This window comes from Streptomyces sp. NPDC006283 (genome assembly GCF_040613325.1).
GTDB lineage: Bacteria > Actinomycetota > Actinomycetes > Streptomycetales > Streptomycetaceae > Streptomyces.
Genome location: NZ_JBEXRZ010000003.1, coordinates 39,927 through 53,312, shown reverse-complemented (window position 1 = coordinate 53,312; position 13,386 = coordinate 39,927). Strand labels below are relative to the sequence as shown.

The 13,386-nt window shown below is 69.8% G+C and carries 12 protein-coding genes; 7 read left to right on the top strand and 5 right to left on the bottom strand.

The annotated features are described in order from the left end of the window. Positions 1-18 precede the first annotated feature (18 nt). Complete coding sequence (locus tag ABZ070_RS01425; protein WP_356628649.1) at positions 19-717, bottom strand: GNAT family N-acetyltransferase; 699 nt, start codon at positions 715-717, stop codon at positions 19-21. Between the two features lie 342 nt (positions 718-1,059). Between ABZ070_RS01425 and ABZ070_RS01420 the strand changes: the two genes are divergently transcribed. Then, entirely contained in the window at positions 1,060-1,257 is a 198-nt protein-coding gene (locus ABZ070_RS01420; RefSeq protein ID WP_356628753.1) for a hypothetical protein, read from the top strand. A 377-nt stretch (positions 1,258-1,634) separates the two neighbouring features. Here ABZ070_RS01420 and ABZ070_RS01415 read toward each other — a convergent pair whose 3' ends face one another. Beyond that, on the bottom strand, positions 1,635-2,870 hold the full coding sequence (locus tag ABZ070_RS01415) for a helix-turn-helix domain-containing protein (protein WP_356628647.1): 1,236 nt from the start codon (positions 2,868-2,870) through the stop codon (positions 1,635-1,637). Between the two features lie 318 nt (positions 2,871-3,188). Here ABZ070_RS01415 and ABZ070_RS01410 point away from each other — a divergent pair, with 318 nt between their 5' ends. Then, positions 3,189-3,797, top strand: coding sequence for an XRE family transcriptional regulator (locus tag ABZ070_RS01410; RefSeq protein ID WP_356628645.1), 609 nt, complete (start codon positions 3,189-3,191; stop codon positions 3,795-3,797). A gap of 134 nt (positions 3,798-3,931) precedes the next feature. Here ABZ070_RS01410 and ABZ070_RS01405 read toward each other — a convergent pair whose 3' ends face one another. The 3 genes from ABZ070_RS01405 to ABZ070_RS01395 all read right to left on the bottom strand — a co-directional run bounded on the left by ABZ070_RS01405 (position 3,932) and on the right by ABZ070_RS01395 (position 8,190). Beyond that, positions 3,932-5,296 carry an FAD-binding oxidoreductase gene (locus ABZ070_RS01405; RefSeq protein WP_356628643.1) on the bottom strand — a complete coding sequence of 455 codons (1,365 nt, stop codon included), beginning with the start codon at positions 5,294-5,296 and terminating at the stop codon, positions 3,932-3,934. Between the two features lie 180 nt (positions 5,297-5,476). Further along, positions 5,477-6,541 carry a dihydrodipicolinate reductase gene (locus tag ABZ070_RS01400; protein ID WP_356628641.1) on the bottom strand — a complete coding sequence of 355 codons (1,065 nt, stop codon included), beginning with the start codon at positions 6,539-6,541 and terminating at the stop codon, positions 5,477-5,479. A gap of 200 nt (positions 6,542-6,741) precedes the next feature. After that, positions 6,742-8,190 carry an APC family permease gene (locus ABZ070_RS01395; RefSeq protein WP_356628639.1) on the bottom strand — a complete coding sequence of 483 codons (1,449 nt, stop codon included), beginning with the start codon at positions 8,188-8,190 and terminating at the stop codon, positions 6,742-6,744. A gap of 106 nt (positions 8,191-8,296) precedes the next feature. On the opposite strand from ABZ070_RS01395, the gene ABZ070_RS01390 reads away from it, so the two are divergent. From ABZ070_RS01390 to ABZ070_RS01370, 5 genes are all read left to right on the top strand, one after another. Continuing rightward, positions 8,297-8,533 carry a hypothetical protein gene (locus ABZ070_RS01390; protein WP_356628637.1) on the top strand — a complete coding sequence of 79 codons (237 nt, stop codon included), beginning with the start codon at positions 8,297-8,299 and terminating at the stop codon, positions 8,531-8,533. Positions 8,534-8,823: 290 nt separating this feature from the next. Further along, positions 8,824-10,359, top strand: coding sequence for an NAD(P)/FAD-dependent oxidoreductase (locus ABZ070_RS01385; RefSeq protein WP_356628635.1), 1,536 nt, complete (start codon positions 8,824-8,826; stop codon positions 10,357-10,359). Next, complete coding sequence (locus ABZ070_RS01380; protein ID WP_356628633.1) at positions 10,352-11,287, top strand: alpha/beta fold hydrolase; 936 nt, start codon at positions 10,352-10,354, stop codon at positions 11,285-11,287. The genes ABZ070_RS01385 and ABZ070_RS01380 overlap by 8 nt, the downstream gene beginning before the upstream one ends. Then, a complete protein-coding gene (locus tag ABZ070_RS01375) occupies positions 11,271-12,665 on the top strand; it encodes a flavin monoamine oxidase family protein (protein ID WP_356628631.1) in 1,395 nt (464 codons plus the stop codon). Before ABZ070_RS01380 ends, ABZ070_RS01375 begins: the two co-directional genes overlap by 17 nt. Beyond that, positions 12,662-13,366: a transporter gene (locus ABZ070_RS01370; protein WP_356628629.1), complete on the top strand. Its 705-nt coding sequence runs from the start codon at positions 12,662-12,664 to the stop codon at positions 13,364-13,366. Before ABZ070_RS01375 ends, ABZ070_RS01370 begins: the two co-directional genes overlap by 4 nt. Positions 13,367-13,386 lie beyond the last annotated feature (20 nt).

Here is a 13,386-nt window from a genome sequence, read left to right as displayed (position 1 = left end):
CGCGATCCTGAGGGGTCTTCACGGCGTCCGGAATCCACGGAAGGTCACGTGCTTACGGACCTCGAAACCGAGCCGCCCGTACAGCGCGACGGCGCCCGTATTGGCCGAACTCACGTGGAGGAACGGGCGTTCGTTCCGGGCCGTGATGCGCGCGGTCAGTGTACGAATCAGACGGGCGGCGTGGCCTTGCCCGCGTGCTTCTGGGGCGGTGCACACGGCGCTGATCTCGGTCCACCCTGATGGACGGAGCCGTTCGCCGGCCATCGAGACAAGAACTCCGTGCTCGCGGATGCCTACGTACGTACCGAGTTCGTGGGTGCGGGGCCAGAACGGTCCGGGCTGGGTCCGGGCGATGAGGTCCAGCATGTCGGGAACGTCGCCGGGGCCCAGTTCGACGACACGCGTCGCGTCGTCGGTGTGTCCGGGGCGGTACTCGTCGGGACCGACCATCTGGAGGCCTTCGAGCGTGAAGACCGGCTCCCAGTCCTTGGGCGGAGTCGCCGGGCAGCTGAACATGTCGGCGAACGCCCTGCTGCCCAGCAATCGCGCCAGATCGGTCCACTCCGCCTCGCCCGGGTCGGCGGATACCGACGAGAAGGTGGCGACGTCCGGGAGGTAGGACGCCGCCACGCCGAACCGTCGGGCCAGGTGCGCATGGTGACCCCGGAGCGTCTCCCCGACCGGATCGTCCAGTACCGCGGCATCGGGGGCGCTCATCGTACGAGCCCTCTCGTGTCGGGGGACATCCGAGTCCTCGGGTCCCGTGCAGTGATCCCTCGGAGCGTCGTACCCCAGGGCTGGTCATGCTGAATACCGGAGTGTAACCAGGGCCGGCGGAGGGACGGGACCGGTGCACAACCTGATCAGCCTTAGCCGCTGCCTGTCTTCAGATTCATCCGGACCGTCTGCCCGGTCCCGACGAGAGTGCCTGGCTTGAGCGCATCACGGACCCCGCGGATGTGACGCACACCGTCCCACCAGTCAGGCGCACGGCGGTGCGCACCGCAGCTCCGTCGCTTCCGGCAGCGATGCGGCCTGCCGCTCGCCCAACGAACCATCTTGATCTGGACGGGCGTCGCCTTGGTCGGCGCCGTCGATTGGGGCGTGGTCGCCGTGGTCCGAGGGGAGGAGATCTCGGCCATCTGGCTGGTCACGGCCGCACTCGGCTCGTACTACCGCCCATCATGCACACTCGGAGAAACCACAGGTCAGGAGCCCTTCGCGGCCGGTTCGAGGATCGCGACGCACTCCACATGATGCGTCATCGCAAACTTGTAGAGCCAAAACAGGTTGAGGAAAACCGCAGGTCAGTGCCTGGAGGGCACAAAACGGACTCAAGGTCAATGTGCATTACGTGCATCGTGGGCGCTACGTGCGACACCTGACGCACGCGCGGAGGGCACCGGGGCGCTCTGCGCCCGCATACCGACGTCCGACGTCGGCCTCTGGGCGGCGGTGTCAGCGTCGCCCTCGCCGTCGATCGCAGACGTTCCGGAAGGGACGCCACTGGCGAAGGCTGACTGCCTAGGCACCGTCCGGGCGCCCGCGCGGTTCTGCCCGCCTTTACCCGTCTCGCCCTTCCGGGCTCTTCCCTCGGCAAGGAAGCTCGAGCACCGCGGCTGCGTGGTGTGAGCTCAGCTCGGGGCAATCGTCACGATGTCAGGCGCGATGTCCAGCACCAGGAGCGCCGCCGCCACGTGGGTCGGGTTGGCCTCCACCTTGACGGCCGAGAGCTCGTTGGCGCGTGAGACGCGCCGTTCGACGGTGTTGCGGTGCGCGTAGAGGTCGGCGGCCGCCCGGGTGGTGCTGAAGCCGGACTGCACATAGGTGAGCAGTGCCTGCCGCAGGGCTGTGTCGGCTTCGGCCAATGGCCCGAGGGTGTTGATGACGAACCGACGCGCGCCGGGCCGGTCCTTCGTGAGCGCGTCGATCAGCTCGACGTCGGCGTAGGCGGTGAACCGCCGGTCGGAACCCAGCCGGATCACCAGCGCCTGCGCCGCGAGGGCGTCCTGGTGGCTGGAGCGGAATCCTTCGAGTCCGCGGCCCGGCCGTCCCACCGCCGCGCGGACCTCGTCGGTCGCCGCGAGGCCCTTCTCCACGTGATGAAGGTCCGGGACGACTTCCCCCGAGAGCCAGATCCACCGCGACGTGGCGCTGGCGCGCGCCACCAGGGCGCTTCGGCCTCCGGCGGAGGAGCGCACGGCGGCGATCGCCTCGTCCAGGGCGTCGGCCTCCTGGGGATCGTCGACCCAGAGGACGAGGCCCACATGCCACCGCGCCATCCGGTAGCGCAGGCGTCCTTCGGCGAGGTCCTCCGCCATCGGTGCCCCACTGGCGATCAGCTGGATCAGTGCGATCCCCTCGGCATCCGTGTTCCCCATCGCCGCGGCGAGGCCGGCCTGCCGCAGGGACGCGACGGAGTCGAGGGCGTACTGCACCAGCGACTGCGCCGTCACGTCCAGGATCCCCACGAGAAGATCGGGGTCCGCGCAGTCCGCCACGCATTCCTCCAGCCATCGCCGCCAGCCGATCCCCAGGGCCACACGCCAGGCAACGGCGAAATCGGGCGCGATGCCCCGGGAGACGAGATCGTTGATGTACGCCGTGGTCCTCGGACTGACGTAGGGCTCTACCCTCCGCCCCGGTTGCTGAACGTTTGCGGTCAGCCATTGGACCAGCTCGGAGCGGTTGAGCGCGCGATCCTCCTCGACCAGCGATGCGTCCGCGAGGAGAGCGGGATCGTTCTGGGCGACGAGGGAGGGCCTTGCGAAGGCATCGATCAAGGCGTCCGTCTCCGTCAGCAGGCGCTGACACAGTGACCTGATCGCATCGGCGACCTCACGCAAGGGCGGGGGCCACAGCTCTTCCATGTTCTCAGTGTCCCTCTGCTCTCGGGGAGTCGAGGCTCCCGACATGTCGTGTCCCGGACAGACGAAGGGCCCGTCGGCGGCCCGGCCGACGGTGAAGGCGCAGGCCCTGGACCGCTGTTTACTACCACTAAACGACGGCAGATTTACCACGCCCTTGCCGGCGCCACAAGGGGTTCGACGCGGTCACGCCCCTCACAGGGGCGCACCGACTGCCCCGGGCGCATGCCTTAGCCTCGTGTCACGGAGAGGACTCGTCCGGGTCGGCCTGCCACCTGACAGGCACACGACCTCGGCCTCAGGACGGGCGGTGAGCACACCATGGCCATCGGTGACGGTGGGACAGCAGGCGGAGCGGAAAGGGGTGCCGCCGCCCTCGAAGCGTCCACGGGCGGGCAGCTGCGGAGGATCAGGCTCGACCGCGGGCTGTCGTTGACGGAGGTCGCGCACCGGGCAGGGGTCACCAAGGGCTTCCTGAGTCAGTTGGAGCGTGGGCTCACCAACGTGTCCGTCCCGACGTTGCTGCGCGTCTGCGAGGTGCTGCGGATCGGGGTCGGGGAGCTCTTCGCGTACCCCGACAAGCAGGTCGTGGACGGTGGAAGCCGGATCGACATGGGCGGTGAGGGCGTGGCCGAATACCTGCTCACGCCCGCCGGCACCACGGCGTTCCAGGTCTTCCGTTCCGTGATCGAGCCAGGCGGGGGCACCGGAGGCCCCTATCGGCTCGACACCGCCACGATCTTCGCGATGGGGCTGAGCGGATCGACCCGTCTGATCGTCGGAGACGAGACCCGGATGCTGTCGGCAGGGGCGTCCACCTCGTTCTCCGGCCAGACGCTTCACCAGTTCGACAATCCGGGTACGACGGTGAGCGAGGTCCTCTGGGTCCTGTCGCCTCCCCTGCTGCGCGCCGCGCGAGGGCCCGCCTAGATCCTGGCGTCGAATGCCGAGCCCGCATCAGGAGTGATGCGAGGGCGCCGGCTGCTTCGCAGGACCCGGCGGTCTGGTCGTAGCGGGTGGCGACCTCACACCGCGCCGTCACGGAGCAGGCGTCGCCCGAACCCTCAGGAACCCCCGCGCCTGCCACGACGGAGCGCCCGCCGGGCCAGTGTCCTGCTGCCGTTGAAGAAGTCATTGAACCGGTCCAGCCCCCAGACGGCCCGGAGGACGAACGGCTGCATCAGCAGTGACATCGACGGCGAATACTTCGAGGCGTCCGACCAGATGCCGGCGAGATCCTCCGGCATCTCGCCGTCGACGATGTAGTCGGCGAGCTGATGGGTCACGTACGGCACCTGGCAGAGACCGTGGCCGTTGCAGGCCATCGCGTAGAAGACGTTGTCGCCCACCTGCCCGGCGACCGACAGCCAGTCCGGGCTGATGCCGATCCAACCGCCCCAGGCCCGCTCGATGGCCACGTCGGACAGCGATGGGAACCGGTTGGCCAGATCCTTCCCCATGTCCCGCACGACACTGGGGTCCGGGACCCGGTCCGGGAGCGGGTACGTCTGGCCTCGCTGCGCTTTGCGGACCCCGCAGACGATGGTGTTGCGCTCGGTGAGCCGGTAGTGGGTCATCAGCTGGTGCTGGGTGATGATGCCGGACCGACTGGTCCAGTCCAGCGCGGCGAGCCGCTCCGGCGCGATGGGTTCCGACTCGATCTCGATGACATAAAGCGGCGTCGCGAGGTTCTTGGGCGTGATGTCCCACTCGCCGCCGTAGACGCTGGTCGCGAGCAGCACCTTGTTGGCCCGCAACGTGCCGTGCGGTGTCGTGATCTCGACGGTGCTTCCGGTCCGCCGGACATCGCTCACCCGCGACTGCTCGAAGACCCTGGCCGAGGAGGCGAGCAGTGCGCGACGCACACCGCGAGCGAGCTTGCCCGGGTTCAGCATCCCGCCGATGGATTCCCGCATCCCGCCCACGAAGCCGGCGGGGAGGCCCAGTTCCTCCCTGCTGCCGACGGTCCCGCCCCCACCGAAGGCGCGCAGGATCGCCGCCTGGGTACGCACCCTGAGCATCATGAGGGGTGAGACCGCGCCCCACACCAGGCCGTTCGCCACGTAGTCGCAGTCGATGTCGTGCGTCTTGATGAGGTCTTCCACATAGCGGCCCGCGTGCTCCGCCAGTCTGGCCATGACCGGCATCTTCTTCGGCGACTGAAGGCTGAGCATCCGCAGGTCGCCACCCGGCGCCCCGGCGATCTGACCGCCGTTGCGCGAGGCCGAGCCGTAGCCGCAGAACTCGGCCTCCAGCAGGACGACGTCCTGGTCGCGCTCCGCGAGGCGCAGCGCAGCCGCCATGCCACCCATGCCGCCGCCGATGACGGCGATGTCGCAGGTGAGATCGCCGTCCAGTGCGGGCCGCACGTCGTCCGGCGGGTCGATCCAGCCGGTGAAGCTGCTGTACTTCGTGCTGTCGGTCCTCATGCTGTCCCGATCTCCTTCCAGGTGGGGCGTCCGCCCCACTTCGTACTCCGCGTCGAGGCATGCTCGGCAGCGCGCCCGAGCCCCCGTTCCCGTCCGGCGGATCAACCGTGACGGGCGACTCTTCGGCGAGACGCGCGAAGACGGCGAACAGGAGGTTCTCCGTCTCCACGCGTCTCCGTCTCAGTCCTGAGAAGTCGTGGCCCCGAGCGAGGCCCGGCCCGCTCGCCGCTCTCCCTTGGCCGCGACCGAACGGGCGGGCAGGTCTCCCATCGACAGGAGACCGGGACGCGCCTCGACGACCGCGGTGGAGGCGTTGACCGCCGCCGCGACGGTGCTGAGGAAGGAATCGAAGCCCACTGAGGAGCGGAGGTCGACGACCTGCTCCTCTCCGACGATCCGGTAGTCGTCGCCCACGGCCACCTCGTCGGCCGGCTCGAAGAACCCGAACGTGATCTCCAGATCGATCACCACCTCGCCCTTGAGCACGCCCCGGGCGGCGTGAGTGACCGCCGCGATCTGCCCCGGTTCGATACGCATGTGGTCCCCGACGCGGGGCGAGGTCGTCACGACAGCGGGTTCGACCTCTCCCACGTCCAGCGAGTCGAGATCCCATCCGAGCCCTGCCGCGAGCGCCCCGATGGCCTGCTCGAAGCCGTGGTGCCCGACGACCTCGCCCCGGCTGCGAGCCGTCGCGAACTCGCGCATGGTCAGACCGAGGCCGAACTTCGACAGGATCGCGCCGTAGCGCGACATGTTCGTCCGTCGGCGGATCCGCACGCTCTCCACACGCTGAGTCAGTGCGGTCAGGAGGAGAGGAAGGGTGTCCATCAGGACGCCCGGGTTCGCCCCGCTGCCCAGGACGGTCACGCCGTGCGCCTTCGCCGTGTCGTCGAGCCGCCGGGCCAGATCGGGGTGGCTCCGCCATGGATGGGCCAGCTCTTCGCAGATGCTCAGGACGTTGTACGAACGTTCCAGCAGCGGCAGCAGGACGTCGGCCGCCCTGTGCAGGTCCGAGACGGTCGCCACGATCGCGAGGTCGGCGGCGGGCAGCTCGGCCGGGTCGCTCACGACAACGACACCGTTCGCGACGCCACCGAGGAGCACTCCGAGGTCTTGACCGACCACGCGGGGGTCCCGGTCCGCCGCTCCCACGATCTCCACGTCCGCGCGTCGCAGCAAGGAAGAGGCGATGGCCCGGCCAGTGGCGCCGAGCCCCACCACGACAGTCCGATTCTTCAACGTCACTCCTCTGGGCGCCCCGGTCGGCCCGCCCACGACACGGTGCTCGGCGAAACCGGACTTCGCCGGTGGCGGTTGCCTCGTACCCCACGGTCACAGGCCACGGCCGCGGTGAGAACGACACCGTGCACCGGCCTCCCCCGGGGACGGTGCACGGTGCACAGACCGGCCGCGTCCCTGCGCTCATGAGCTGATCGGCGAGTCGCTCAGAGTCGCTCGTAGACAGCCGGTCGGCGCGCTCGCAGGACGAGGGCCTGCGCCGCGCCGGCCACGGCCGAGAGGGCGACGAGGCCGCCGATCACCCAGGCACCCGTGGTGGTGCCGACGAGGAGCGGGAAGTTGGCGACCATCAGGCAGACCACACAGGCCAGGCCGAGGAAGGCAACGGCCGGGGCAACGACCGTGCGCCACACCGATGGCCGCCCATCGGCGCGCCGGAAGAAGCCGATGATCGCGAGGCTGGTGGCCGCCATCAGCAGGACGATGCCGAGGGTGGCGGCGCCGGAGAACCACGCGTAGAGGTCCCCGATCGGGTCGAGGTCGAGCACGGCGACGACGAGCGTGGTGACGAACGCGATCGCCGAGGCGACGGCCGAGGACGCCGACGGCGCGCGGTGCCGCGGGTGGACGACGCCCAGCGGCGGCGGAAGCGCGCCGGCCCGGGACAGCGCGAACTGGTAGCGCGTCACGACGTTGTGGAAGACAAGAACGCAGGCGAACTGGCTGGTGATCAGCAGGAGTTGCATGGCGTCGGCCCAGACGGACCCCACGTAGCTCCGCGTCAGCGTGAGGACCAGGCCCTCGGGGTCGGCCTGCGCGGCTCCGACCACGGCGTCGACGCCGGAACCCACCACGATCGCCCACACGGTGAACGCGTAGAAGGCTCCGATCACCAGGATCGCGACGTACGTCGCCCGCGGGACGGTGACGTCGGGGTCCTTCGCCTCATTGCGGAACACTGCCGTCGCCTCGAAGCCGATGAACCCGAAGAGGGCGAACATGACGCCGAGGCCCAGGGAGCCGGTGCCCACGATCGAGGGCGCCACCGGCTCGGCCGTCAGGCCGTGGGCGCCGCCGTGGCCCACGATGCCGAGGTCCATGACCAGGAGCAGCAGGAATTCCAGAACCAGCACGGCACCGAGCACCTTGGCGCTCAGCTCGATGTCGCGGTAGCCGAGGAAGGCGATGACGCCGAGCGAGACGAGTGCCCAGGCCCACCACGGGGAGCCGACGTCGGCGTACCGCTCGATGACGTTGCTCGTCGCGACCCCGACATAGGCGTTCACCCCGACGAGAAGCAGCGTGTAGGAGAAGAGCGCGAGGGTCGCTGCCGAGAGGCCGGGTATGCGGCCGAGCCCCGCCTGGACGTAGGCGTAGAAGGCGCCCGCGTCGCGTACCCGTCCGGCCATCAGTGTGAAGCCGACCGCGAAGACCAGCAGCAGCACGGTGGACAGCGCGAAGTACAGCGGCATCCCCGGGCTGCCGCTCACGGCGAAGGCGAGCGGCACCCCGCCGGCCACAAGGCCGAGCGGTGCCGCCGCGGCGACGACCATGAACACGATCTGCGACACGCCGAGCCCACGGTGGAGCGGGTTGCCCGATCCCGCTTCACCGCCGGGTGCTTCGGCGTGCCCTGTCTTGGAGAGGTCGGTCATCGCGATCACCTTTCGGCTCACGGGCCGGTACCGGCTCGTCATGGGTGGGTGAAGGAGTGCGTGGAGCGGTACGCCTGCGCGAACGAACAGGTGCGGCTCCCTCGCGGTGGCTGAGCCGGAGCGGCAGGAGGCGGCTCCTGCCGCCCGAGAAGACGTGGCCCCGTGCGGGTTCCGGGTCGTCGGCCGCTTCCGCTCGGCCGCGATCGCGGGAGTGACGGCGGCGATCGTGGGAGCGACGGCGGCAATCTCCCGCGGCTCGATACACCTGTGGGTCCCGGCACGCGGCGAGGTCGTGACGACAGCGGGTTCGGTCTCCGCGCATGACCACGACCCCGCTGTTTAGTACCACTAAACAGCGGGGGCAAACCTCCACCACCCCGGTCTTGCTCCCGCAATGGCCGCGGCAGCAAGACGCCGCTGGACGGTCGTCTTCGACCGCCCTCCCGGAAGGGCCGGGCCCCGGGCTCGACCGGGGCCTCCGCCCGAACGTCGGACACCGTAGGGGCGCAGCGGCCCGGTCCGCCTGTGCATCGTGCACCGAGCCCTGGCGAAGGAGGTGCCCGCTGTCGTTCTCGCAGGCGGTCGCGGCTCGCGACAGTGAGGTAACCGCCACAGGAACAGCGAGGAAACGCCATGACAGCTGAGGTGTTGGACGCCGTCGAGGAATTCGACGTGGTGATCATCGGAGCCGGAATCTCCGGGATCGGCGCGGCCACCTATTTCAGCCGGGAGCTGCCCGACAAGTCGCTCGCCGTACTGGAAGCGCGCGACGACATCGGAGGCACGTGGGACCTGTTCCGCTATCCCGGCATCCGCTCGGACTCCGACCTCCACACGTTCGGATACGCGTTCAAGCCCTGGCGCCACGAAGCCGCGATCGCCGACGCTCCCCTCATCAAGGAGTACCTCCACGAGACCGTCGAGGAGAACGGCCTGGAGCGCGTCCTCAGGCTCGGCCACCGGGTCGTCCGCGCGGAGTGGTCCACGGCGGACTCACGGTGGACCCTCACCGTCCAGACGTCGGACTCCGCCACGGGAGCGACCCGGACCAGGACGATCCACGCGGGATGGGTCTTCGCCGCCACCGGCTACTACCGGTACGACGAGGGGTTCTCCCCGGAGTTCCCGGGGCGCGACGACTTCGAGGGCCGGATCGTCCATCCGCAGCACTGGCCCGAGGATCTCGACTACAGCGACAAGAAGGTCGTCGTCATCGGCAGCGGCGCGACCGCGATCACGCTGGTGCCGGCCATGACCACCGGGGCGGGCGCCGCCCGGCACGTGACGATGCTGCAGCGCACCCCCACCTACGTCATGGCGCTCCCCCGCGTCGACAAGGTCGCGCTGGCGCTCACGAAGCTGCTCGGGGAGGAGCGCGGGTACGCCGTGACACGGTTCAAGAACATCTGGACCGAACACGCCGTCGTGAAGGGTCTGCGAACCTTCCCCAAGGCCGGACGGGCCTTCATCCGGCGCGAGAACATCAAGCGACTGCCCGACGGATTCGACGTCGACAAGCACTTCAACCCCCCGTACGACCCGTGGGACCAGCGGGTGTGCGTGGCACCGAACGGCGACTTCTTCGACGCGATCAAGGGAGGAAGGGCCTCCGTCGTCACCGACGCCGTGGCGAGGTTCAGCAAGCACGGCGTCGTCCTGGCATCGGGTGAGGAACTGGAAGCCGACATCATCGTCACCGCGACGGGGCTGAACCTTCGGCTCTTCGACGGCATGCCCCTCGTGGTGGACGGGCGCCAGGTCGACATCGCCGACGCGCTCTGTTATCGCGGCATGCTGCTGAGCGGTTTGCCGAACTGGGCTATGGCGATCGGCTACACCACCTCGTCCTGGACGCTCAAGGTGAGCCTGATGTGTCGTTACTTCATCGATCTCGTCCGCCACATGGACGCCCGCGGATACGACACGGTGGTTCCGGTCGCGCCATCGGGGACGAAGCGCAGGCCCGTCATGGACCTCCAGGCCGGATACGCCAAGCGCGGCGAGAAGCTCATGCCCAAGCAGGGCCCCGAGAAGCCCTGGCGGATGGCGATGTCCTACCCCGAGGACGCCAGGGCGCTGCGCGGCCCGGTGGCCGACGAGAACCTCCGGTTCGGCGCCCGCCGGGCGGCCGCGCCGGCGCCCGGTGACAGGCGGGCCACCCGTGCCTGAGACGAGCGCCGCCGAGGGCGGCGACCAGTACGCGACCCTGCCGTCCGGGATGACGATCTGCTTCCGGGACCACGGCGACCAGGACGACCCCGCGATGCTGCTCATCGCGGGACTGGGCGAGGACCTCACCTTCTGGGGCGACTCGTTCGTCGACTCCCTCGTCACCCAGGGATTCCGGGTCGTCGCGATCGACAACCGTGACGTGGGCCAGTCGACGTTCGTCGCCGCGCCCCCTCCAGGAACCTGGCGCCAGATCGCCGCGCGTCCGCGCGGCGACGCGTACGCGCTGGCCGACATGGCCCGGGACGCCGTCGGCGTGCTCGACCATCTCGGGATCGCGCGGGTGCACCTGGTCGGGCGGTCGATGGGAGGGATGATCGCGCAGACGATCGCGGCCACAGCACCCGAGCGGGTCCGGTCGCTGGTCTCCCTCTACTCCACGACCGGGGCGCGCAAGGTCGGTCAGCCCGCTCTGTCGACGATCAGACTCCTCGCCGCCCCGCCCGCGAGGAACAGAACCGCGGCGGTCCGTGCCCACCTGAGGCTCACCCGGCACGTCGCGGGAACGGGGCACCCCATCGACGACGCGGCAGAGGCGGCCATCGCGGCTCGCGGATGGGACCGCAGCGCCGGCGACCCTGCAGCAGGCACGGCGCGCCAGATCCAGGCCATCCAGCGTTCCGGAGACCGGACGGCCCAGCTGAGCAGCATCACCGCTCCGACTCTGGTCATCCACGGCGACCGGGACCCGCTGGTGAGCCCGAGCGGCGGCGCCGCGACCGTCAGGGCGATCCGCTCGGCACAGCACGTGGTCATCCCCGGCATGGGCCATCACCTCCCCGAGTCCCTCGTCGGCCCCGTCACGACCTACATCGCGCAGCACGCGAACCGCGTGGGCGAAGGAGGAAGCCATGTCCGGATCTCGTGAGCCCCGCTCCGGGAGCGCCACGGTCGACGTCGTGGTCGTCGGTGCCGGTTTCGCCGGTCTGAGCGCGGCGGAGCGACTGGTGAGCACGGGGCGGTCCGTCCTGGTCGTGGAAGGCCGCGACCGGGTCGGAGGCCGCTCGCTCTCCGGCGAGGTGGCCGGCGTGAAGGTCGACCTCGGAGCGACGTGGGTGGCCCGGCGCCACACCGCCGTCCGGGACCTCGCGAGCCGGGTGGGGTGTACCACCACCGACCAGTTCGCCCAGGGCCGCAACGTGCTGTGGATGGCGGGCCGGCGCCGCACCTACAGCGGCACCATTCCCAAGGTCTCCCCCGCGGCCCTGGTGGACATGGCCCGCATGCAGGCGGCGGTGAACAAGCTGGTCGCGACCATCGACGTGAACGCCGCGTGGGAGACGCCCGGGGCCGGCCGGCTCGACGCCCTCTCGTTCGGCGAGTGGCTCGACCGGAAGAACGCGCTGCCCGGCACCCGTGCGCTGATGACCGTCATCAGCAAGGTGCAGTGGGGCTGCACCCCGGGAGACGTCTCCCTGCTGCACGCGATGCGCTACATCCGCTCGGCGGGCGGGCTCGATCACATGCTGGACGTCGAGGGCGGTCAGCAGCAGGACCGGATCGTCGAGACCACCCAGGAGATCGCCCAGCGGGTGGCGGAGCGGCTCGGTGACCGCGTGCGCCTGGAGACACCGGTGCGCCGCATCGCGCAGGACGACGACGGCGTCACCGTCCGCACCGACTCCGGCGCGCTCCGGGCCCGGTACGCGATCGTCACGGTCTCGCCGGCGCACCGCGCCGCCATCGCCTTCGAGCCCGCTCTGTCCGAACGGGGCGAAGGGCTCACGCGGACCTGGCGCATGGGCGTGCTGAGCAAGGCGTTCGTGGCCTACGAGAGGCCGTTCTGGCGGGCCGACGGCTGTTCTGGCGAGGCGGTGACCGACACCGGAACCGTGTTCATCACCTTCGACGTGTCCCCCGCCCCCGGCGGACCGGGCGTCCTGATGGCCTTCTGCGATCCGCGCGTCTTCGACGGCTTCGGCCCCGGGGCCCGACGCGACCGGGTGGTCCGGCAGCTCGCCGACCTCTACGGTCCGCAGGCGCTCACCCCGATCGACTACGTGGACCACTGCTGGGGAGGGGAGCCCTTCGCCCCGGGCGGCCCCAATCCCGCCGTCGCCCCCTACGCGACCACGAGCTTCGGCAAGGCGCTGAGCGAGCCCCACGGGCGCGTCCACTGGGCGGGCTCCGAAACCGCCGGCGAATGGGCCGGAACCATGAACGGCGCGGTTCTGACGGGCCAGCGCACCGCAGAGAGCGTCATCACCCTGCTGACTCGCGACGTCCGAGAGGGGGCGTCCCGATGAAGGAGACGCTGTTCCTGCTGGCCGACCTGTGGATGATCTTCGCCGGTTACTTCTACGGCTGGAAGTTCATTGGCCGCTACGGCAACTACCTCCTGGGTCTCGAGTGGATGGTCGTCGCGACGTCGGGCACCAACTTCCTGCTCTGGTCGCTGCTCGGGGCCGAGAGCGACAGCGTGCTGTACGACGTGGCGTACTTCTTCGACGCGTTCTCCAGGTCGGTCGGCATCACCCTCATCCTGGTCCTGGGCCTGATGAAGGTCACCCATCGCTACAAGCCGAGCCGCAGTGTCGACGTCGCCGTGTTCGGGGTCGCGATCGTGGCCGCCCTGTTCCTCCGCCCCTTCCACGGCGCGGATCTCCACGCCGACCGCGGTGCGTTCTGGGTCTCCGTGTTCTACGTCGTCGTCAACCTCCTCACGGCCGTGTTCCTCTGCTACTTCGTCAAGCGGCTCTGGGGCGCGGGCGCGAGGTGGCCGGCGGTCTGGACCGGACTGGTCACGGCCGCCGGGACCACCATCGCGATCACTTACGACTTCTTCCCCCTGCCGTTCGACGACGCGAACCGCACGATCTTCTACACCGCCGCGCTGGCGACCTGGGGCACCCAGGGATTCGTCTACTTCCGCGCCTACCGCGCACTGCACGACCGCAACGCGGCCTCGGACGCGAACCCGACCCCCGCGACTGGGGCCCTCGCATGAACCCGTCACATCAACAAGGA